This is a genomic window from Bacillus sp. PK6-013, from assembly GCF_054161445.1.
Genome location: NZ_CP096417.1, coordinates 996987 through 1019572 on the forward strand (window position 1 = coordinate 996987; position 22586 = coordinate 1019572).

The 22586-nt window shown below is 45.4% G+C and carries 22 protein-coding genes; 15 read left to right on the plus strand and 7 right to left on the minus strand.

From position 1 onward, the window contains the following. Positions 1-13: 13 nt before the first annotated feature. Entirely contained in the window at positions 14-418 is a 405-nt protein-coding gene (locus M1E03_RS04980; protein WP_020452758.1) for a YugN-like family protein, read from the plus strand. On the opposite strand, the gene M1E03_RS04985 is transcribed toward M1E03_RS04980, so the two are convergent. Continuing rightward, positions 415-1398, minus strand: a complete 984-nt coding sequence (locus tag M1E03_RS04985; RefSeq protein WP_020452757.1) for a potassium channel family protein — start codon at positions 1396-1398, stop codon at positions 415-417. The two genes, M1E03_RS04980 and M1E03_RS04985, sit on opposite strands and share 4 nt — an antisense overlap. After that, positions 1395-1649 (minus strand): membrane-integrating protein MstX, encoded by a 255-nt coding sequence (locus M1E03_RS04990; RefSeq protein ID WP_020452756.1) that lies wholly within the window; start codon positions 1647-1649, stop codon positions 1395-1397. Before M1E03_RS04990 ends, M1E03_RS04985 begins: the two co-directional genes overlap by 4 nt. 182 nt (positions 1650-1831) lie before the next feature. Here M1E03_RS04990 and M1E03_RS04995 point away from each other — a divergent pair, with 182 nt between their 5' ends. The 4 genes from M1E03_RS04995 to M1E03_RS05010 all read left to right on the plus strand — a co-directional run bounded on the left by M1E03_RS04995 (position 1832) and on the right by M1E03_RS05010 (position 5137). Then, positions 1832-2056, plus strand: a complete 225-nt coding sequence (locus tag M1E03_RS04995) for a hypothetical protein (RefSeq protein ID WP_023856126.1) — start codon at positions 1832-1834, stop codon at positions 2054-2056. Positions 2057-2154: 98 nt separating this feature from the next. Next, complete coding sequence (locus M1E03_RS05000) at positions 2155-2829, plus strand: zinc metallopeptidase (RefSeq protein ID WP_023856125.1); 675 nt, start codon at positions 2155-2157, stop codon at positions 2827-2829. 50 nt (positions 2830-2879) lie between these two features. Next, positions 2880-4169: a hemolysin family protein gene (locus M1E03_RS05005; protein ID WP_020452754.1), complete on the plus strand. Its 1290-nt coding sequence runs from the start codon at positions 2880-2882 to the stop codon at positions 4167-4169. A gap of 182 nt (positions 4170-4351) precedes the next feature. Beyond that, a complete protein-coding gene (locus M1E03_RS05010; RefSeq protein ID WP_020452753.1) occupies positions 4352-5137 on the plus strand; it encodes a GH12 family glycosyl hydrolase domain-containing protein in 786 nt (261 codons plus the stop codon). A gap of 82 nt (positions 5138-5219) precedes the next feature. On the opposite strand, the gene M1E03_RS05015 is transcribed toward M1E03_RS05010, so the two are convergent. Next, positions 5220-5894: a YqeB family protein gene (locus M1E03_RS05015; protein WP_458110704.1), complete on the minus strand. Its 675-nt coding sequence runs from the start codon at positions 5892-5894 to the stop codon at positions 5220-5222. After that, positions 5891-6481, minus strand: a complete 591-nt coding sequence (locus M1E03_RS05020; protein ID WP_016886099.1) for a TetR/AcrR family transcriptional regulator — start codon at positions 6479-6481, stop codon at positions 5891-5893. Before M1E03_RS05020 ends, M1E03_RS05015 begins: the two co-directional genes overlap by 4 nt. 286 nt (positions 6482-6767) lie before the next feature. Here M1E03_RS05020 and M1E03_RS05025 point away from each other — a divergent pair, with 286 nt between their 5' ends. From M1E03_RS05025 to M1E03_RS05035, 3 genes are read left to right on the plus strand one after another with little or no spacing between them, the layout of a single operon-like run. Next, the gene (locus M1E03_RS05025; RefSeq protein ID WP_145930037.1) at positions 6768-8450 is read left to right on the plus strand and encodes a glycoside hydrolase family 13 protein; all 1683 of its coding nucleotides are present in this window, start codon (positions 6768-6770) and stop codon (positions 8448-8450) included. Between the two features lie 38 nt (positions 8451-8488). Then, positions 8489-8890: a secondary thiamine-phosphate synthase enzyme YjbQ gene (locus M1E03_RS05030; protein WP_025809701.1), complete on the plus strand. Its 402-nt coding sequence runs from the start codon at positions 8489-8491 to the stop codon at positions 8888-8890. Positions 8891-8904: 14 nt separating this feature from the next. Next, entirely contained in the window at positions 8905-9960 is a 1056-nt protein-coding gene (locus M1E03_RS05035; protein ID WP_035337568.1) for a nitronate monooxygenase, read from the plus strand. Here the strand turns inward: M1E03_RS05035 and M1E03_RS05040 are convergent. Beyond that, a complete protein-coding gene (locus M1E03_RS05040) occupies positions 9940-10677 on the minus strand; it encodes a protein-glutamine gamma-glutamyltransferase (RefSeq protein ID WP_020452748.1) in 738 nt (245 codons plus the stop codon). The genes M1E03_RS05035 and M1E03_RS05040 overlap by 21 nt on opposite strands. A 152-nt stretch (positions 10678-10829) precedes the next feature. Between M1E03_RS05040 and tlpB (M1E03_RS05045) the strand changes: the two genes are divergently transcribed. The 4 genes from tlpB (M1E03_RS05045) (at position 10830) to M1E03_RS05060 (ending at position 17693) form a co-directional block, all read left to right on the plus strand. Further along, on the plus strand, positions 10830-12791 hold the full coding sequence (gene tlpB / locus M1E03_RS05045; RefSeq protein WP_438367174.1) for a methyl-accepting chemotaxis protein TlpB: 1962 nt from the start codon (positions 10830-10832) through the stop codon (positions 12789-12791). A 144-nt stretch (positions 12792-12935) separates the two neighbouring features. Continuing rightward, positions 12936-14921, plus strand: coding sequence for a methyl-accepting chemotaxis protein TlpB (tlpB, locus tag M1E03_RS05050; protein ID WP_023856119.1), 1986 nt, complete (start codon positions 12936-12938; stop codon positions 14919-14921). A gap of 133 nt (positions 14922-15054) precedes the next feature. Next, positions 15055-17037: a methyl-accepting chemotaxis protein TlpB gene (tlpB, locus tag M1E03_RS05055; RefSeq protein ID WP_020452745.1), complete on the plus strand. Its 1983-nt coding sequence runs from the start codon at positions 15055-15057 to the stop codon at positions 17035-17037. A 131-nt stretch (positions 17038-17168) separates the two neighbouring features. Continuing rightward, positions 17169-17693: a type 1 glutamine amidotransferase domain-containing protein gene (locus M1E03_RS05060; protein ID WP_025809689.1), complete on the plus strand. Its 525-nt coding sequence runs from the start codon at positions 17169-17171 to the stop codon at positions 17691-17693. Positions 17694-17737: 44 nt separating this feature from the next. Here M1E03_RS05060 and M1E03_RS05065 read toward each other — a convergent pair whose 3' ends face one another. Continuing rightward, on the minus strand, positions 17738-18724 hold the full coding sequence (locus M1E03_RS05065) for a Gfo/Idh/MocA family protein (protein WP_145654511.1): 987 nt from the start codon (positions 18722-18724) through the stop codon (positions 17738-17740). A 212-nt stretch (positions 18725-18936) separates the two neighbouring features. Here M1E03_RS05065 and M1E03_RS05070 point away from each other — a divergent pair, with 212 nt between their 5' ends. The 3 genes from M1E03_RS05070 to M1E03_RS05080 all read left to right on the plus strand — a co-directional run bounded on the left by M1E03_RS05070 (position 18937) and on the right by M1E03_RS05080 (position 21937). Beyond that, the gene (locus tag M1E03_RS05070; protein ID WP_020452742.1) at positions 18937-20082 is read left to right on the plus strand and encodes an AI-2E family transporter; all 1146 of its coding nucleotides are present in this window, start codon (positions 18937-18939) and stop codon (positions 20080-20082) included. Positions 20083-20164: 82 nt separating this feature from the next. Beyond that, positions 20165-20995 carry an undecaprenyl-diphosphate phosphatase gene (locus M1E03_RS05075; RefSeq protein WP_268489610.1) on the plus strand — a complete coding sequence of 277 codons (831 nt, stop codon included), beginning with the start codon at positions 20165-20167 and terminating at the stop codon, positions 20993-20995. A gap of 126 nt (positions 20996-21121) precedes the next feature. Continuing rightward, positions 21122-21937: a metallophosphoesterase gene (locus tag M1E03_RS05080; protein ID WP_020452740.1), complete on the plus strand. Its 816-nt coding sequence runs from the start codon at positions 21122-21124 to the stop codon at positions 21935-21937. Positions 21938-21982: 45 nt separating this feature from the next. On the opposite strand, the gene M1E03_RS05085 is transcribed toward M1E03_RS05080, so the two are convergent. Then, on the minus strand, positions 21983-22531 hold the full coding sequence (locus M1E03_RS05085) for a YkoP family protein (protein ID WP_458110705.1): 549 nt from the start codon (positions 22529-22531) through the stop codon (positions 21983-21985). Positions 22532-22586 lie beyond the last annotated feature (55 nt).

Below are 22586 nucleotides of genomic sequence, written 5' to 3' on the forward strand. Positions count from 1 at the left end.
AAGGAGTTTTTTTATGATAAGCTTACCTTCTGAACTGGAAAACCGGTCGTTTTCTCTTTATCATCTCGAACAGACGCTTAAGCCTCTCGGTTATGTAATCAGCGGCGGCTGGGAATATGACCGCGGCTTTTTTGACTATAAAATTGATGATGAGGAAGGATACTTATTTTTGCGGATTCCGTTTGAAGCGGAGGACGGACAGCTTGATTCGCAAAATGCGACGGTCAAGCTCGGTACACCGTTTTTGCTTCGCCACGTCTATCAGGAAGCGCTGGACGACTACGTCGTTCAGGGGAATTTTCGCGCATCTTTTGACCAGTTTGCTGAACCGAAAGAAAAAGACGCCGATATTCCCGGCGTCTATGAAAAGCTTGGCCAATCGTATGTAAAAGAACTCGAAAAGGCGCTTCTTTCCTAAAGTGACAGCAGCTGGTCTGTCGGCTGAAGCTTGTACGAAAATGAAGGAGACAGCACAGGCCCGTCTTTTTGGTGAATACCGATGACGAAAATGTCTTCCTTCATGAAATGGTGAATCACTTCTTGAAAAGACGCACCTTCCATCGTCTTCGGAAGCGGAACCCGATGGACTTTGAAATGAATATCGGCTTCCTTAAATAGCGGATCAGGAAGCTGATTTTTAATGAGAAAATGCTGCAGCATTGCTGTTTTTAAAAGGTCCGCCGTACTGATGATTTGGTTCGCTCCGGCGCGCTCGGCATTTTTTTTCTGCTTTTCCGTCAAGATTTCTACAACGCAATACACCGACGGGTTCAAGCCTTTAACAGCCAGCAATGTTAAGACCGACTGCATATCTGCAGATATTTCGCTTTTATGCTGATCGGCGGTAATAAAGACGATTTCAGCTTCTTCAATATTGGCTTTTTGCAGTGTGGCATCATCCGCAGCGGGTCCTCTGATGAAATGAATGTTTTCCATCAGGGGGCCTTCCTTTAGTGTTTCATCAATGAGCACGATCGTTTTGTTTGAATCGGCGGCCTGGAGCGTCCTCATCAGCTTGTTGGATTTCTCGTTCCAGCCGATCAGGATCATATGTCCCTTGCCTCTGTAGTTGACCTTGCCTTCGGCGTAGCGCTGCTGCTTGCTAAAAGCGGCCGTCGCCATCGTTGCAAAATAGGCCGTGACAAACGCTGCCCCTATTAAAATAAGGAGCATGCCGACGGTTTTGCCGAGTGCGGTTTTAGGGACAAAATCGCCATATCCGACTGAGGACACGGTGATCAGCGCCCACCATACGCCTTCAAAAACGTTTGAAAACTGCTGCGGCTCGACGAATGTGATCAGCTGACCGAAAAGGATGATCAATAAAAGGATAATGATTGCGATGCGGACATATATCGGCCACCTCAGCCATGCGATAAATACACGGTTTGATTTCATGTTTCTTCACCGTCTTTCCGCAGGGAAAATGATAAAATCTCTTTGATGATTGCATTTAACTTTTGATTGGTGCTTACTTTCCCGTGCTGTTCAATGGCTTGTCTGATCATTTCTGCCGTTTCTTCTTCAAATTCGATCAGCTGCTCGTCTTTTTCCGATTCGTTATAGAGAAGAATGAATGCATCAAGCCCTTCATTCATTTTATCAATCGCCGTGCTTAACTGTTCTTTTTCCTGATCCGTTACTTTCACCGTGTCACCACCCGATCTCTCCTTTTTATTCAGTATATCCCTATTTTACAAAAATTTTTCAGGTAAAAATAAACCTTCGATAACCGACAATAACCGGTAGAGCTGAAGATTTTTACTGGGGCGTCATATCGGTTCCCGTCCTTCCATACACTTTTTATAAACGGATGAGGGATGGGAGCGGAATGTCCTGTTTAATGAGGCTCTTTTTCATACTGGTCGGAGTCCAGCTGATGGCGGCGGCATCCATTCAATTCATTTTTGATTTAAACGCCGTTTATCATTCCTCTGATGAGGTATTCTGGAGGGAGTTTTTCAAGGAGCTGTCCACAAGGCCGCCTTTCTACATCATGGTGTCAGGAATGGTGCTGATCTTTATCGGGGTTTGTTTACCGCGAAGAAAAAGGTAGTGCACTTTTCTGTACAAAAGGAAATCCCTCGGGATAAAATATATTTACAATTAAAATTTTAAACGACTTATCACAAGAGGGAAGATGATTGCATGAGCATGATTTTTTACTTGTTAACATTTGCTGCATTAGGTTTATCGATTTGGGCACAATTTAAAGTAAAGAGCAACTTTGAAAAATATTCAAAAGTAGAGGCGTCAAGCGGGAGAACTGGAGCCGAAGTGGCCAGACAGATTCTCGACCAAAACGGCCTTTACGATATCCCGGTTGAACCGGTAAGAGGAACCTTGACAGACCATTATGACCCGACAGCACGCGTTGTGCGCCTGTCCGAACCCGTATATTACGGCCGTTCAATTGCAGCGGTTTCCGTTGCTTCCCATGAATGCGGACATGCCCTGCAGCATCAGGAATCATACGGCGCACTTGTTTTGAGGCATAAGATGTTTCCGATCGTGAACTTTTCTTCGGGAGTGGCGCCGTTTTTGTTTATCGGCGGAATGCTGCTCGGAAGCCTGAATCTGATCGGACTCGGCATCATTTTGTTTTCGGCGGCCGTATTCTTTCAGCTTGTGACACTGCCTGTTGAATTTAACGCAAGCTCCCGGGCAAAAAGGATCATCGTTTCAGAAGGAATGATCCGCAACACGGAAGAAAGAGGCGTCAGCAAGGTGCTGGATGCCGCGGCTCTGACATATGTTGCTGCAGCGCTTGTTTCGCTGTTTGAGCTGCTGCGCTTCGTCGCAATTTTCCTGTCCGGTCGTAATGACTAACCATTCGTCTTAAGGAGGTGGCCCCTTACCATATTTGGTAAGGGCTTTTTTTGAATATCCTGAATCTCATACTCGTCATACTTTTAATTGCAGCTACGGCTTTTTTCGTTGTCGCCGAATTTGCGATCGTCAAAATCCGCGGCACAAAAATCGATCAGCTTGTTGAAAGCGGGGATAAGCGCGCGATTGCGGCCAAAAGAGTGGTGACAAATCTTGATGAATATTTGTCTGCCTGCCAGCTCGGCATTACCATCACCGCATTAGGGCTCGGCTGGCTCGGAGAATCGACATTCGAAAGGATCATCCATCCGCTTTTTGAACTATTTGGCCTGCCTGAATCCGTTTTAAGAGTGGCTTCGATTGTTACCGCCTTTGTCATCATTACATTTTTGCACGTTGTGGTCGGCGAGCTTGCGCCAAAAACGATTGCGATTCAAAAAGCGGAAGCCGTCAGCTTATGGACGGCGAAGCCGCTCATTTTGTTTTATAAAATCATGTTCCCGTTTATCAAACTGCTGAATGGCTCGGCCCGGCTGTTAACGAAGCTGTTCGGGTTCCATTCGGTTAAAGAGCATGAAGTGGCAATCAGTGAGGAAGAGCTGCGGCTTATGCTGTCTGAAAGCTATAAAAAAGGAGAAATCAACCAGTCTGAGTATAAATACGTCAACAAAATTTTTGAATTTGACAACAGACTGGCCCGGGAAATCATGGTGCCGAGAACGGAGATGGCTACCTTGTTGGCCGATCAATCCATAAAAGAAGCGATTGAAACCGTCATTAATGAACGCTATACGAGATATCCGGTCATTAAGGATGATAAAGATCATATTATCGGAATTGTCAACAGCAAGGATTTGTTTAAATCGTATTTTCTCGACGAGACGATTCCTTTAACGGACTTAATGAGGCCTGTCATCAGGGTGATTGAGAACATACCGATCCAGGAGCTCTTGATTCGCATGCAGAAGGAACGGATTCATATGGCTATTCTTGTTGATGAGTACGGTGGAACGGCAGGACTGGTTACGGTTGAAGACATATTGGAGGAAATCGTCGGGGAAATCAGGGATGAGTTTGATCAGGACGAAATGCCGCACATTATAAAAAAAGGCGAACACCATTATATTATGGACGGAAAGGCTTTAATCGACGAAGTGAATGACCTCCTTCATATCGCGATTGAAAACGAAGAAGTCGATACGATTGCCGGCTGGCTTCTGACGCAAAAGATGGAGCTGAAAAACGGTGACATCCTCAAAACTGAGGGATGCGAATTTAAAATTCTTGATGCTGAAGATCATCATATCCGTTTCATTGAAGTGAAAAAAACGGAATTTTAAAAAGACAGCTGCGGGCGACCGCGGCTGTTTTTTAGTTCGATGGCCGTTCTTTATTTCAATAAAATGGATATCTTTTCAAAGATAAGAGGATATATCTATGGAAATTCATGACTTTTTACGAATGTACTCCGTTTCGTTCTTTTTTATAATAGGGTGTATAAATATGAGGAGGTTTTCAATACGTGAGAAACAACCATTTGCTAAAAGCTATCCTGCTATGGGGAGCTGTATGTATCATGCTGCTGACGGGGCCGCTCTCAGCGCTTGCTGCTTCGTCATCAAACCCGTCGGATAAATTGTATTTTAAAAACAAAAAATACTACATATTCAACAATGTTTGGGGAGCCGACCAGGTCAGCGGCTGGTGGCAGACCATTTATCATAACAATGATTCAGACATGGGCTGGGTATGGAATTGGCCGAGCAATACAAGCACAGTAAAAGCTTATCCGTCGATCGTCAGCGGCTGGCATTGGACTGAAGGCTATACTGCGGGCAGCGGCTTCCCGACCCGATTGTCAGATCAAAAAAACATCAACACGAAAGTCAGCTATTCGATCAGTGCGAACGGCACGTACAATGCCGCATATGACATTTGGCTCCACAATACAAACAAGGCAAGCTGGGGTTCGGCTCCAACCGATGAGATTATGATCTGGCTCAATAACACAAATGCCGGACCTGCCGGTTCTTATGTCGAAACTGTTTCGATCGGCGGGCACAATTGGAAAGTATATAAAGGCTATATTGATGCTGGAAGCGGCAAAGGATGGAACGTGTTTTCATTTGTCAGAACGGCAAACACCCAACGTGCGAACCTGAATGTTCGGGATTTCACGAATTATCTTGCCGACTCCAAACATTGGCTTTCCAAAACAAAGTATGTCAGCAGTGTGGAATTCGGGACGGAAGTTTTCGGAGGCACAGGACAAATTAATATTTCCAATTGGGACGTAACAGTCCGCTGATGGATTCACACCGCTCTTTCACAAAAAGAGCGGTGTTTAATTTATTCCTAATGTTCTTTTTTAGGCGTTCGCAACTGAAATATTACGATACCATCCTTACGTATTGCCGTTTATCTTCATCCTGTATAACCACTCCAAGCTTTGCCAGGTCTTTGCGCAGAATTTTTGCTTCTTCATGTTTATTATCCAGTAAAGCTCGTTCTCTGGCTAAAAGTAGCGTATTGATATGCGAGGGAAAATCGGGGTGATCCGCAACCCAGCGTTGATACTCATTCTTAAAAGGATCTTCGTCTGCCCATTTATAGCCGTGATGTTTAAAAGCACTTTCTGCAAGGGCTCTCTTTGATTCAAGTTGTTCACGGTACAATTCAGTACCCTTATGATCAAGAACAACAAGATCCTTATTCTCAAGATAAACTGCAGAAATGTCTTTTTTCTCAATCACTTCTTCTTTCTCTTTAAACAACAGCTTCACATTTTGATCAGAGATGAACACCTGAAGAATTTCAGTGAAAATATATTGTGAAAAAAATAGGCCGGCAACGATTCCGATAACTGCAGCGATAATTGAAACCCAGAAATTGTTTAGTGATGTGATAAATTCCAAAGGCCCTTTAAAAGGAACGATTGGAATGGTCAATACCCAATCGGCTATAACAGGCAAAAACCATCCAAGAACAGCTCCTAAAACCGGTGGAATGATCCAATATAAGGTTTTCTCTATTTTAGATAATCCAATAATCGTTCCCTGATTCAAAATCTTTCACTGCCTTTCATCACATGACTGACTGCTGTTTCCCATATTTTTTTATAATCCATCTCGATTCCTAAAATCATAAAGTTACCCAAATTATCAATGATCAGGGCAAGGGAGTGTGCATTCACTTTGGTGTTTTTAGAAGAGATGACACCGAGTTCGACACCGTAAGAAAGCAAAGCTTCAAAACCTTCTAAGAATTGTTCCATGATAGATTTAAGCTTTTTCTCATATCTTGGTTTTTGTGCTGCACTTAAAACAAACTCGTGTACCACTTTTAAAGCAGGAGAGTTATGTTTATACTCTTCAAAATAGCGTATGCCGTCTGTTATTAATCGTTTTTTAAAGTTCTCCTTCGTGTACTCATTGATTGAAAAAAATTCAGAGAAATTGTGATCATCAAATACAATGTGAAATAGATAATCCACCAGCTCTTCTTTAGAAGGGAAATAATAGTAAATAGCCGGTTTAGAAATGCCGACTTCCGATGCAATCATTGAAAGGCTCGTGCCTTTTAGGCCGTGTTGGGCAATAAGAGTAAATGCTGCTTCAACAATCGCATCTTGGGTGTTCATTTTCTTTTTCATTGAAATCATCCTTAGCATAATCTGTATATTTATTTTACTTACCGATAGGTAAAAAAGCAACTGTAATTTATGCTTTACATATTCTGTATTAACAGATGCTCCGTTTCAAAAGGATTAAAGCTTCTTTCACCTACTCTTGCCATCACCCTTGCTGCCTTCAAAGGATTTATAAGCCGCAAAGCATATTTAGTATTGAGAAACGTATAATCGTTGGTATATCAAAGTTTATAGGATGTTTATGTTCGGAGTCTAAAAATATTTTATTCATACAACAAGGGGTGTTTGAATGACAAGGGCATGGTGGAAAGAGGCTGTCATATATCAAGTGTATCCGCGCAGTTTTATGGATTCGAACGGGGATGGAATCGGAGATATCAACGGGATCAGAGAGAAGCTTCCGTATATCAGGGAGCTCGGGGCAGATGCCATTTGGATTTGTCCGGTCTTTGATTCTCCCAATGCCGATAACGGTTATGACATCAGGGATTATCAAAGCATTATGCCGGAATTTGGCACGATGGACGACTTTGACGCTCTGCTGACTGAAGCGCATCAGCTCGGAATGAAACTGATCATCGATCTCGTCATCAATCATACGAGCGATGAACATCCATGGTTTATCGAATCAAGGGCAGAGCGGAATTCCGGGAAGCGGGACTGGTATATTTGGCAAGACGGAAAGGACGGGAGCGAACCGAACAACTGGGAAAGCATATTCGGCGGCTCAGCCTGGACTTATGACGAAAAAACAGAGCAATATTATCTGCACCTGTTTCACGAAAAGCAACCGGATCTGAATTGGGAAAACAGTGACATGCGAAGCGCTCTTTATGACATGATCAACTGGTGGCTTCAAAAAGGAATCGACGGGTTCAGGGTTGACGCGATTTCACACATTAAGAAAAAAGAAGGACTTCCGGATCTGCCGAATCCGGAAGGGCTCTCTTTTGTGCCTTCATTTGCTTATCATATGAATGTCGACGGGATTATAGCGTTATTGCAGGAACTAAAAGAAAATACGTTCGCCGGGTATCCCCATATCATGACAGTCGGCGAAGCAAACGGTGTCAGCGCTGAAGAAGCGGAGGACTGGGTTGGAGAATCAAACGGGATATTCAGCATGATTTTCCAATTTGAACACCTCGGTCTTTGGGGGATTGAAGGCGGAGAACTCGATCTCCCCGAACTCAAGCGGATATTGTCAAACTGGCAATCGGCTCTTGAGGGGAAAGGGTGGAACGCGCTTTTTATCGAAAATCATGATCAACCCCGGGCCGTTTCAGTCTGGGGAGATGACGGGAAATACAGAGTAGACAGCGCCAAGGCCTTAGCTGCGATGTATTTTTTGATGAAAGGCACCCCGTTTATTTATCAAGGGCAGGAAATCGGAATGACAAACGCGATTTTCTTCGATATAGATGATTATGATGACGTATCGATTAAAAATGATTACCGGATTCAAAAAGAAAAGGGCCGCTCACACGAAGACATCATGAAGGCGGTTTGGAAAAAGAGCAGGGATCACGCCCGCACGCCGATGCAATGGACGGATCGGCCAAATGCCGGCTTTACTAAAGGAGAACCGTGGCTCTGCATGAACGAAAATTACAAGCTGATCAATACGGTTCATCAGCAGCATGACCCCCGGTCAGTCTATCATTTTTATAAACGGTTGATCGCGATCAGAAAGCGGTATGACGTCTTCATCGACGGATCATATGAACTGCTCTTGCCTGAGGACCGGCAGATTTTCGCATACTTGCGAAAGCTTCGGGAAGAAACGGCCATCGTGATCGTCAACCTTAGCGCGCGCCAGGCGTTTTACCATCATCCCGCATACCCGTTATGTACGGACGGACTGCTGCTGTCAAATGCTGATATCAACGCGCACAAGTACCTTACATCTTTTGTGATGAAGCCTTATGAGGCGCGCGTTTACATGATCAGACAGGAAATCGGCGATTTATAACGAATAGAGAAAGGGTGCCAGGAAAGGAGCGGATTCGTATGTTGAAAAAAATACAGATTCAAACAAACCGGCGCGATGAAATGCTTGATATTACAAATGACGTCCAAAGATTCATTTCAGAAAATGGCGTTTCCAGCGGCACTGTTGTTGTCTACTGTCCGCATACAACGGCAGGCATTACGATTAATGAAAATGCCGACCCCGATGTTAAACGCGATATGCTGAGACGGTTCGATGAAGTGTATCCGTGGGAACATGAGCTTGACCGCCATATGGAAGGGAATACCGCGGCGCATTTGAAAGCGAGCACGGTCGGGGCATCGCAACATATGATCATTGAAGGGGGCTGGCTTGTCCTCGGGACTTGGCAGGGCATATATTTTTGCGAGTTCGACGGCCCGAGGCACCGGACATGCTATTTTAAAATCACAGCCGATTGAAAGGAGAAAATAAAATGAATCAGTTCATGGAACGTCTCTCTTTATCAAAGCCTGTGATCCAGGCGCCGATGGCGGGTGGACCGACAACACCAAGGCTCGCCGCCGCCGTATCAGATTGCGGCGGCTTAGGCAGCCTTGCATCCGGCTATTTGACGCCGGAAGTTCTTCAACGACAGATTCTGGAGACTAAAAAGCTGACATCAGCCGGGTTTCAAGTCAACCTCTTCATTCCGGAAAAACGGGAAAACGTCAGACGGGAAGAATATGAAGGGTGGAAAGAGAAGATACCTTATGCGCGTTCGGCTTCACCCGTGCCAGAAGAGAAACACGATTGGGACGATTTTTACGAGAAAATCGAAATCATTTTAAGGGAAGGGGTCAGCGCCGTTTCATTTACGTTTGGCCCGCCGCCGGCCGATGCCGTCAAAGAACTGAAAGACCGAAATTGCTGTTTAATGGGCACCGCCGTTTCGGTTGAAGAAGCCTTGATGCTTGAAGAATTGGGGATGGATGTCATCGTTGTTCAAGGAAGTGAAGCTGGCGGCCACAGGGGTGCCTTTTTGAAAACGAAGGGAGAACCCGCTGTCGGCTCGATGGCTTTAATTCCCCAAGCGGCAGATCATGTGTCGGTTCCGATTATTGCAGCGGGCGGCATTTTTGACAAAAGAGGTGTTGCGGCAGCTTTTGCCCTCGGCGCACAGGGCGTTCAAATCGGCACCGCTTTTTTGACGTGCGAAGAAAGCGGAACACACCCTGCATACAAACAAAAATTGCTCGAAGCGGTTGAAACAGACACAAGGCTGACCCGTTTGTTCTCAGGGAAGCCGGCAAGAGGCATCGTCAATCAATGGATGGAAGACAGGCGCCCGGACGAAGTTGAAGCGCTGCCTTATCCTCTGCAAAATACGCTGACGCAGCCGATGAGAAAACAGGCGAAGCTTGAAGGGAATCCGGACGGCATGTCATTGTGGTCCGGGCAGGGCGTGCGGGCCTCCGTCCGGCTAACGACGGTGAAGGAGCTGATGGATCAGCTTGCGCCTGCCGATGTGCTATCTGATCATTTGTATTAATGCAGGAATATCAACCCGTGTCACTTGAGAAAGCAGATAGGCGGACGTCTGTGCATGAGGCTTTCTCAGCCCGTTCAGTTTTTCAATGATCGTTTCGCCGCTTAAGATCCCCAGACCGTGTGCCGCATAGAGATTATTTTCAAGTAAAATAGCGTTTTCTCCGCGCCACTGCGGTCTTTCGGGATCGAATTCAGGGTTCTTGAAATACAGGCAGTCTCCCGGAAGGTAGTCGTTCCCCTTATCCGTATAGATCGGCAGCCGCTCATAATGCCAATCGTATAAAATGATTCTTTGATAATTCCGGTCAAATGTCTGATCGCCGATCGTTTTGAGGAGCGCCATATAAAAAATGATGACAATCGCAGTTGCGCACTCAAAAGCATAAAGAGAGCCGCTTTCGAAAATATTTCGAATCGCCTTTGAAGCCGGCGCTCTGTACTTCAACTCCAAAGCCCCCTCAGGCGTCACCCTCCAAAACTCTTCATTCCCGTATGTCTTTGAAAAGGTGGCAAACTTTGCTCCGCTGTTGATCAGCTCTCTGGCTGATTCGACGGTATGCACTCTGAATCTCAGCTCAAATAACAGTTCTGAGATTGAACCGTATCTATATCTGGACGGCATGGCCAGCATCCGGTTGGCAATGTCTCTTTGCGTCTGACTGACATTCAGTTTTTCGATATCCTCAGGACGGAGCCAGTAGCCCGAAACACTTATCATAGGATACACCCTTTTCCCTTTTTTATTAGCGTATGCCTGATGCTTGGGCAGGAAAACGGTCTAATTTTCCGCTTTTTTTACTTAAAAAATAGACCCCGTCTCCGATAAAAGTAGAGAAAGGGGAATCACACATGAAAAAGCTTTTAAATTGGATGAAACGGCCTTCTATTTCTAAAAAATTAATTTTTTCATTTATATTCATTTTAACAATTCCGATCTTGGTTCTTTCGGCTACTTCATATTTTACGGCCAGCAGCACGCTTGAGGATGAGATTTTGAGAAGTGCGAAAGACAATATCGATGAACTGAACGACATCATTCAGCAAGATATCGGCAGCAAGGAGACTTCTATTGCGTATTTCAGCGAATGGATTGATCAAAAAGCGTACAAAGAGAAAGGGCAGACCGCCATTAAACAGCGGTTTGAGCAATTTGCAAAACAAAATCCCGACGTCGAACTCGTATTCACCGGTTCGGAGGATAGCGTTTACGCACAATATCCGAATGCTCCATTGCCTGACGGGTATGACCCGGTAGAACGCGACTGGTACAAACAGGCTGTCCAGGAAAAAGGGAAAACGATTGTAACTGAACCTTATGAGTCTGCATCAACAGGCCATATGGTCGTCACGATCGCCAAGCAGAACAAAGACGGATCAGGCGTAGTCGCCCTTGACTTAAACATTGACAAGCTGATCAAATCGGCAAACAGCATCAGCATCGGAAAAACCGGCTATGCATTCATCATCGGCGAAGGGAAAACGTATGTCGCCCATCCGAAAATGAAAGCCGGCACAGAAGCAGAAGCCGATCTGACAGAGCAGATGTTCAGCAAAGAGAGCGGCTTGTTCACATTTAATGAAAAAGGCAAAGAAAAGAAAACGGTCTTCACGACAAATAAACTAACCGGCTGGAAAATCGGCGGAGAGATGAATACAGCAGAGATTAAAGACGCTGCACAGCCTGTGCTTCACATGGCAGTCATGACATTGGCAGGCGCGATTATTCTGGGCGGCATTCTTGTTTACTTTATTGTCCGCGCGATCAGCAAGCCTTTAAATCAACTTGTCTCTTCTGCAAAAAGCATTAGTGAAGGAGATCTGACACAAAAAATCGATGTCCGCTCCAGAGACGAATTCGGACAGCTGGGCGCAAGCTTCAACGAAATGGCTGACTCATTGCGTTCGCTGATCAGCACAATTCAGGAATCGGTCGACAATGTGGCATCTTCATCAGAGCAGCTGACGGCAAGCGCCGACCAGACAAGTAAAGCGACGGAGCACATTACATTAGCCATCGAGCGGTTCTCAAGCGGCGCTGAAAGTCAAAATGAAAAAGTCGAAGCGAGCTCACAGCGGCTCAGCCAAATGAATGACAAGCTGAATGAAATCGCAGGCGTATCGGAATCGATTACAGAATCCTCGGGTAAATCGACGGAAATTGCCGAAACAGGCGGAGAGCTCGTCCAACAAACCGTCGGGCAGATGAATTCGATCAACAAGTCCGTCAGACAGGCCGAACAGGTTGTCAAAGGGCTAGAAGCGAAATCGAAAGATATCACCGCGATCCTGCGCGTCATAAACGGAATCGCTGATCAAACGAATTTACTGGCGCTGAACGCCGCCATCGAGGCAGCGCGGGCCGGCGAATCAGGCAGAGGATTCTCGGTTGTCGCTGAAGAAGTCAGAAAGCTTGCGGCCCAATCAGCAGGATCGGCAAAAGAAATCGAAGAGTTGATTCAGGATATCGTCAAGGAAATCGAACATTCGCTCAACATGTTCAAATCGGTCAACCAAGAAGTACAGTCAGGGCTCGAAATTACGGAAGAAACGGAAACGAGTTTTAAACATATTTACGACATGACGAACGAAATCGCAGGCAAGCTGCAGACGATGAACGCCGCCGTAGAGCATTTGTCAACAGGTTCTCACGAAATATCCGACGCGGTCGAAGAGATCGCCGACGTATCGCGCGAAAGCTCCGCCGGCATTCAAGACATCGCTGCTTCAGCGGAAGAACAGCTGGCTTCAATGGAAGAAATCAGCTCATCCGCTGCGACGCTCGAACAAATGGCTGAAGAACTGCGCGACTTAACGAAAAAGTTTACAATTTGATGAAAAGAGACTGCTGGTCAGTCTCTTTTCTCAGCTCTTTTTTAAGAATCTTCAGAAATACTTTTTAAAGTTTTTTAATATGCAAAAGTAAATGAAAGCTCCGATATTAGTTTCATAATCTAGAAGCTAAAGGAGTTATATCAAATGAAAAAGGTATTGGACTGGCTTAAACGTCCGTCTATCTCAAAAAGGCTGTTTTTCAGCTTTATATTGGTTTTAACTTTGCCGATTTTGGCCTTATCCTATAGTGCGTACCAAACGGCGGGAAGCTCTCTTGAAACGGAAATCATGAGAAGCGCGCGCGATAATGTCGAACAGCTGAATGAGATCATAGACCAGAATATCGGAAAGAAAGAGCAGGCCGTCTCTTTTTTCAGCGGCTGGGTGAATGAAAAGCTTTATCAAGAAAAAGGGAACGCATCACTTGTCGAGAGATTCGAGCAGTACGCCAAGCTGAACCAGGATGTGGAAGCGATCTACACAGGTTCAAAAGACGGCAAGTTCATCCGCTATCCCGCTGAAAAAATGGCGAAAGATTATAACCCGGCGGATAGGGACTGGTATAAGCAAGCCGTTGAAAATAAAGGAAAAGTGATCATCACAAACCCTTATAAAACGGCGTCAACCGGAACGATGGTCGTTACGATTGCAAAGCAGACGGAGGACGGCTCAGGGGTTGTTGCCGTTAACATGAAAATCGATGAACTTATCAAAGCGACAGAACGCGTCAACATCGGAAAAAGCGGCTTTGCGTTTATCTCAAGCAATGATAAAAAATATGTCGCTCATCCGAAGATCGAAGCCGGAACCGAAGGCAAAGGCGACTGGGTTACAAAAATGTACGGCAGTGAAAAAGGTGATTTTCAATATACATTTGAAGGAAAAGAAAAGAGAATGGCCTTTACGACGAACAAGCTGACCGGCTGGAAAATCGGCGGAACGATGTTCACGGATGAGATATCAGAGGCTGCTCAGCCTGTCTTCCACATGGCGATCATCATTTTGGCAGCCGCGATCGTGCTCGGCGGGATTCTCATCTACTTCATTATCCGCGGAATCAGCAAGCCGTTAAGCGAGCTCGTGTCATCCGCAAAGAGCATCAGCGGCGGCGACTTGACACAAAAAATCGCAGTCCGTTCAAAAGACGAATTCGGTCAGCTCGGTACAAGCTTTAATGAAATGGCCGAATCGCTGCGCTCTTTAATCAGCGTCATTCAATCATCAGTTGACAATGTAGCTTCTTCATCTGAAGAGCTTCATGCCAGCGCAGAGCAGACAAGCAAAGCGACTGAGCATATTACAATGGCCATTGAACAGTTTTCTGACGGTAATGAAAGCCAGAAAGAAAAAGTCGAAGCAAGCTCGCATCAGCTGAATGAAATGAACGACGGGTTATATGACATGTCAAAAACTTCAGCCGCGATTACTGATGCGTCGCTGAAATCGACTGAGATTGCAGGCAAAGGGGAAGAGCTTGTTCAAAAGACGGTCGGCCAAATGAACTCGATCGATCGGTCTGTCAAGCAAGCGGAAGCGGTCGTCAAAGGGCTCGAAGCCAAATCAAAAGACATCACAAGCATTTTGCGTGTGATTAACGGAATCGCCGATCAAACGAATCTGCTCGCGCTCAATGCAGCGATCGAAGCGGCAAGGGCCGGGGAATCGGGCCGCGGCTTCTCGGTAGTGGCTGAAGAAGTCAGGAAGCTCGCCGCACAATCCGCCGGTTCGGCGAAGGAAATTGAACATTTAATTCAGGAAATCGTCAAGGAAATCGACAACTCCCTGAACATGTTCAAATCGGTCAATCATGAAGTACAGTCAGGACTTCGAATCACAGATGAAACAGAGACAAGCTTCAAAACGATTTACGATATGACCAATGATATCGCAGGCAAGCTGCAGACGATGAATGCCGCTGTCGAACAATTGACGCAAGGTTCCCGCCAAGTCGCGGGCGCGGTCGAAGAAATCGCTGATGTATCGAAAGAAAGTTCGGCAAGCATTCAGGACATCGCCGCTTCAGCCGAGGAACAGCTCGCTTCTATGGAAGAGATCAGCGCATCTTCCACCACATTGGCGGAGCTGGCTGAAGAACTGCGTGATTTGACACGGAAATTTAAGATTGAATAGCTTTAAAACATCCGGTTTTCCTCCGGATGTTTTTTTAGTTATTTTAGACTATAAAAAGTTATAAAACGCGTATAAAAACTTTTAAAAGAATCCGATATTAGAAATATAACAGAAAAGAGGAGTCAACAATTCTATGGAAAATATTATAAATTGGGTGAAACGTCCCTCCATTGCAAAGAAATTAATTCTTTCATTCTTGCTTATTTTAACCGTTCCAATCATCGTCCTCTCCTATAGCGCGTATCAAACGGCAAGCAGTACGCTTGACGGAGAAATCATGGACAATGCGCGCGAAAACGTTAATCAGCTGAACGAAATCATCAATCAGAATATCAGCCAGAAAACAAATGCCATGTCCTATTTCAGCGGGTTCATTAAAGAAAACTCTTTTAAAGGAAAAGAAAGTGACGCTTTAAAAGTGAAATTCGAACAGTTCGCCAAGCTCCATCCCGATGTTGAAGGGATCTTTACCGGATCAAAGGACGGAAAGTTCATCCGCTACCCGGATCAGGAAATGCCGAGCGGATATAATCCGGTAGAGCGGGACTGGTATAAAAAAGCCGCCGAACACAAGGGCGAAGTCATTATTACAGACCCTTACAAAACGGCGTCAACCGGAACGATGGTTATCACCATCGCCAAGATGCATGAAGACGGATCCGGCGTGGTCGCCGTCAATATGAAAATCGAAGAGCTCATTAAAGCGACAGAACGCGTGACCATCGGGAAAAAAGGCTTTGCCTTTATCACCAGCGCCGATAAAAAGTTTGTCGCCCACCCGAAACATGATGCGGGCTCAGACATCGAAGGCAGCTGGGTTGAAAAAGTATACGCCAATGACAAAGGAACAATCAAATATACGTCTGACGGCGAAAAGCAGATGGCATTCGCGACCAATAAACTGACCGGCTGGAAAATCGGCGGAACCATGTATATCACTGAACTAAAAGAAGCGTCACAGCCTGTGTTGAATGCAGCTTTGATTACGTTGGGCGTCAGCATCATCATCGGTGTGCTTCTGATGATTTTCATCATCAGGTCGATCACAGGTCCGCTCCGCGAACTCGTTTCCTCTGCGAAAAGCATCAGCGGAGGCGACTTGACACAAAAAATCACTGTCCGTTCAAAAGATGAAATCGGACAGCTCGGATCAAGCTTCAACGAAATGGCCGAATCGCTGAGCTCTTTAATCAGCGTCATTCAGACATCAGTTGAAAACGTCGCTTCTTCGTCAGAGCAGCTGACCGCGAGCGCGGATCAGACAAGCAAGGCGACAGAACATATTACATCTGCGATCGAACAATTTTCAAACGGAAACGAAAGCCAAAACGAGAAAGTGGAAGTCAGTGCGCAGCAGCTGGCTGACATGAACAGCCAATTGCATGAAATGTCCAAAGTTTCAGCATCGATTACAGAATCATCCATTCAATCGACGGACATTGCCGGTACAGGCGGAGAGCTTGTTCAAAAAACGGTCGGACAAATGAATTCCATCGATCATTCCGTTAAACAGGCAGAATCCGTCGTGAAAGGACTTGAAAGCAAGTCGAAAGACATTACGGCAATCCTGCGGGTGATCAACGGCATCGCAGATCAGACGAATTTGCTCGCGTTGAACGCTGCAATTGAAGCCGCAAGAGCCGGTGAAGCCGGGAGAGGGTTTTCAGTAGTGGCTGAAGAAGTGCGCAAACTGGCTGAGCAATCCGCCTCATCGGCAAAAGAAATCGAAGCGCTCATTCAGGAAATCGTCAATGAGATCGGAAAGTCGCTGGACATGTTCCAGGACGTCAACCGTGAAGTACAGTCGGGACTTACCATCACAGATGAAACAGATACAAGCTTTAAGCAGATTTATGACATGACAAACGAAATCGCGGGCAAGCTGCAGACGATGAATGCGGCAGTTGAAGAGCTGTCAGAAGGGTCACAGCATGTCGCGGGAGCGGTTGAAGAAATTGCAGACGTATCGCGTGAAAGCTCAGGAAGCATTCAAGACATCGCCGCTTCGGCTGAAGAACAGCTCGCTTCAATGGAAGAAATCAGTTCTTCTGCGGCTACACTTGAACAAATGGCTGAAGAACTGCGCGATTTGACGAAAAAATTTAAGATTGACTAAACATCAGGCTGCCGGCGATCCGGTAGCCTTTTACGCGGGAAAAGCATTTTTAAAAAGTGACGGGGAAGGGGATAAATAGGTTTAAACAGACTGCCATCTATCGTACACTGGTTGTACAGGAGGGATAAATCATGCGACTTGAAGGCAAGAAAGTGATCGCGCTTGTCAGCGATGACTTCGAAGATTTAGAACTGTGGTATCCAGTTTTAAGGCTGAGGGAAGAAGGTGCGATCGTACACCTCATTGGTGAAAAAGCGGATCATGAATATAAGGGCAAATACGGTGTACCTGCTGTCTCTGATTATGAGCTGAAAAGTGTGAACATTGAGGAATACGACGCAGTACTGGTTCCGGGAGGCTGGGCGCCTGACAAGCTCAGAAGATATCCCGAGGTACTGGAGATGATTCGGTGGTTCAACGAAAGGAAGAAGCCCATCGGGCAAATCTGCCATGCCGGCTGGGTGCTGATTTCCGCAGGAATATTGGAAGGCAGGAAGGTCACAAGCACACCTGGGATCAAAGACGATATGGAAAATGCCGGAGCGGTATGGGTAAATGAAGCAGCGGTCGTCGACGGTCATATCGTGTCAAGCCGCCGCCCGCCGGACCTGCCGATCTATGTCAAAGCCTTTGCCGATCTTTTGGCGCAATCCTAAAACAAATGAGCCGCCCGTTCATTCGAATCGAGGCGGCTCATTTGTTATTTTTGATCAGCGGGGAAAACGAGACCGATCTGTTTGCGGGCTTCATCCATGACCGCCAAGGTGTTGATAGAGCGTTCAAATGTGTTAAGCGAAGACTCGATCCGCCCTTGTTTAATTAAATGAATGAATTCCTCTGTTTCATAAAACATGGCCGGTTTGTCATCCGGCAGCGTAAGATGTTCAACCCGTCCGTCCCGATAGCGGATGTCGACTTTTTCAGGTCGGTGGATTTTATCGATGACGATAGAGCCTTCTTCCCCTTGAATTTCAGCAGGAGTGAAGGAATTGGAGATTTTCGAGTGCATCAAAACAGCTTCGTGCTCCTTGTATTTTAACAGCACTGTTCCTTCACCGTCCGCCCCCGACTCAAGGATCAGCCCGTTTGCTTTTACTTCGAGGGGCTTGCCGAACAGGACGATCGCGGGATGGACGCAATAGACGCCGATATCCATCAGGGAACCGTTCGATAAAGCCGGGTTAAATGCGTTTAAGATGGTTCCGTTTCTATAGGCGTCATAGCGGGAAGAGTATTGACAGTAGCTTGCTGTAAAACGGCGGACTTTGCCGATTTTGTGCAGGTTGCGTTCGATGTTTTTAAAATTCGGAAGAAATGTCGTTTTCATCGCTTCCATAAATGTCACGCGGTGTTCCTGCGCTGTTTTTACCATTTCTTCCGCTTCTTTGACATGGGACGCAAGCGGTTTTTCGCACAGGACGTGCTTTCCGCTTTTCATGAATGTGACGGCCTGTTCTTTATGTAAAGAGTTGGGACTTGCGATATATACCGCATCAATAACATCGCTCACAGCCATTTCGCCGATATCGGTAAAAACCGCCTCTGCCCCGTATTTTTGCGCGAATTCACGTCCGCGCTCCCCGCTCCTTGAATATACCGCGGTTAATTGAAAATCGCCGACCAAACGGGCCGCTTCAAGAAACCGGTCGGTGATCCAATTTGTTCCGACTACCCCGAACCGTATCATGCTATTTTCCCCTTTCGCTGTAGGATATGTTTATTATACAGTGTTTTCTTTTGCCGGCGAAAGGCAAAAAGCCGGAAACACCGGCGTATATGTATATCATCAATAAACGTTTGCAAGCGGAAAAAAAGACCAATAGCAATGGTTTTATTTTTAGTATGAGGAGTAATAGTGTACAATTTAATGTATAAAACCAATGTTAATGGAGGATCGCCATGGACTCTTTGAATATGTGGGGCGGCAGATTTAAGAAGTTTTTTTTAGACAATAAATTCGTTTTGTTTCTGCTCGTTCTGCTCTTGATCGGATTGAACATCCTTGTATTTACAAAAGCATCGTTTATTTTCACGCCTTTCATCGTCCTTGTGGAAACCATCGCTCTGCCTGTCGTACTGACAGGTGTCGTTTATTATTTGTTAAATCCGATCGTTGATTTTCTAGAGCGGAAAAATGTGAAAAGGATTTATTCGATTCTTCTTCTCTATATCGTGATCATCGGTCTGATCACGATTTTGATCGTCTCCGTTATCCCGCTGTTAAGGGAACAGATCACAAGCCTTGTCGATAATTTCCCAAGGTATGTCCACATTGTGGAAGACCAAATTAAACAGCTGATCGGAAGCCAGTTTTTTAATCAGGTCCAGCAGACGCTGAACATCAATCTGACCGATTTGGCAAGCAAATTATCCGATCAGGCCACCACAATTTTAAACAGCACATTTACCGGAGTGGGAACGTTCATAGGCGCTGTTACAGAAGTCGTGATTTCAATTGTGACCGTGCCGTTTATCCTGTTTTACTTATTGAAAGATGGTAAAAAACTGCCGCTCTTTATTTTGAAGCTCGTACCGGTCCGCTTGCGGGAACAGACGTATGTGATGATGTCCGAGATGAATCACCGGCTCAGTTCGTATATCAGGGGGCAGATCATCGTCAGCTTCTGTATCGGCTGCCTATTGTTTATCGGATATATGATCATCGGTCTTGATTACGCTTCCTTATTGGCCCTTGTGGCGGCGTGTACGAGCATCGTTCCGTATCTCGGACCGACGATTGCGATCACGCCGGCAATCATTATTGCCCTGGTTACTTCCCCGTTTATGCTTGTGAAGCTGATCATCGTTTGGACTGTGGTGCAGCTGTTTGAAGGAAAATTTATTTCGCCGCAAATTATGGGAAAAAACCTGCACATCCATCCGGTAACGATCATCTTTGTGCTGCTGACGGCAGCCAAGCTGTTCGGCGTGATCGGCGTCATTCTCGCCATCCCCGGATACGCGGTCATCAAAGTGGTGGTCACGCATTTGTTTGAATGGTTTAAACAGCGTTCACACCTTTATGAAAAAAACGAAGAAGTCTGAATCCCGCTTGCATAATCGGCTTTTAAAGGCGATATAAATAGTTTATTAGAGGACAAGTTTTATGAAGCGAAAGGAATGACATATGAACATTTGGGATATTTTTGTCGCCATCATACTCGGAATTGTTGAAGGATTAACAGAATATGCCCCTGTTTCGTCAACAGGGCATATGATCATTGTTGACGACGTCTGGCTGAAATCGAAAGAACTGCTCACGCCTGAGGCGGCGAATACCTTTAAAGTCGTGATTCAGCTCGGCTCCATCCTCGCTGTCGCCATCGTATTTAAAGACCGGATTCTCAACCTCTTAGGTGTGAAGAAAAACATGACGGAAGAGCAGAAATCGGGAAACCGCCTTTCCATTGCCCAAATCGCTGTAGGACTTGTTCCCGCCGCTGTGCTCGGCTTTTTATTCGAAGACTATATTGATCAGTACCTGTTTTCCGTACACACCGTTGCGGTCGGTCTCATCGCCGGCGCGGTGCTGATGCTCGCGGCCGACTGGATTAACCGGCGCACGGAGACGACAGATTCGGTAGACCGGATGACGTATAAGCAGGCGCTCGGTATGGGGCTGTTTCAATGTCTGGCGCTCTGGCCGGGCTTCTCGCGCTCGGGTTCGACGATTTCGGGCGGTGTTATTCTTGGCTTGAACCACAGAGCGGCCGCCGATTTCACCTTCATCATGGCGATTCCGATCATGATGGGAGCCAGCCTGCTCTCTTTAATTAAAAACTGGGCATATTTAAGTGCAGACCTGTTTCCTTTCTTTATTACAGGGTTTATCAGCGCTTTTATTGTCGCTCTTTTTGTCGTCCGCTTTTTCCTCAGGCTGATCAATAAGATCAAGCTTGTCCCGTTTGCCATCTATCGCATCGTTTTAGGGCTTCTTCTGTTCATTTTGTTTCTGTAAAATTACGAACCGATTTCCAGCTGGAAATCGGTTTTTATTATAGGTAAAAAGAATGATATTCTATTATTTCCCACTATAAAACTGCCTGCCAACTTACTATACTAGTAAGAGGGAGGAGATATTGAAATGTTTATTATCGCATGTCTATTGATTATCTTAGGTTTAATGCCTATTTTTTATAAAGCGAACCACAATACAAAAGATGTGAAAGTCAACACGATTTCGGTCGAGCGCGTCCAGGCTCCCGCTTTAAAGAAAAAGCTGAACATTCTTCATCTGTCTGATCTTCATTTAGAAAACATTTCGATTTCACCTGAACAGATTCTTGAACTTGCCAATAAAAAACGAGTGGATCTCATTGCTTTAACAGGAGATTTTCTTGATAGGAAACGAAATATACCAAAGCTTGCAAACTACTTAAAAGCTTTGCAAAAACTAAAGCCGGCATACGGGATGTACGCTGTATTCGGCAACCATGACTACGTATTGAAAGGTGAACACTTTCGGAAGCTGAAACGTGTGCTGGAAGATAACGGATGCATCACCCTTCGAAATCAGCATGTCTCGATTGAAGTGGAAGGTGAGGCACTCAACATTATCGGGATTGATGATTACAGCACGAAGCGAAGCGATATTGCCGCTTCATATAAAGAGCTGAAGGAAGGGTACAACCTTGTATTGACGCATGATCCGAACGTTGTGCTTGATATGCAGGAATTTCACTTTGACTATCTTCTGTCAGGGCACTTTCACGGCGGTCAGATTCATTGGCCGAAGCCTTATCATCTTCTGAAGATGGGAAAGCTTGTGCGAATGAATATGATTAAAGGTCTTCACTATCATCATGACAAACCGTTTTATATCAGCGAGGGATTGGGCCAGACGGGAGCGAATATCCGCATTGGAAGCCGTCCGGAAATGACGTTCCATCACATTTCATAAAAAGAAGAGGCTGTTCCTGTTTTGAGGGATCAGTCTCTTTTTTTGTTATTTCTGCAGATAGGACTTGAACAATTTTTCTTTCGAGATAAACAAATATTGGGAAGGAGGAATTTTACGAAGAGAAAATTGCTTTGTTGTTAAATATAAAATCGGAATCTGCGTCAGTTTTTTAAAGACTCTGTAAAACTGGTTTGCGGGCTCAACGGCTTCAAAACCGAGCCTTTCAACGCCTTTATGCAGTGTCGTAATGCCGATGATGCCTTTGATTTGGTCTGTCCGGTGATGGTTTTTAACATATTCGGCCAGGATCGGCATTGAAAAGTACGCCTTTTGATAAATGAGGATGCCTCTTCTGACAGCGCTCTCAATATTTTGAAGCTCTTTGACCAGCTTAATATTATGCAGATGAATTTTGATCAGAACATCGTTCTTCTTAATAACCGTCCCATCGTTTAACACCACATCGATCCCTTTGTACCTTGTGAGACGGACGCGAAAAATGCTCGATTTCGTTTGATCAATGAGTGTCAGTCTTGAAAAAAAATAATAAAACGGGTCAATTACACTCCAAATCGACAAAAAACAGTTTCTCAAGTCGCCACTTTCCTTTCCTGAAAAAATACACTTATATTTTGGCTGGATATTTGAA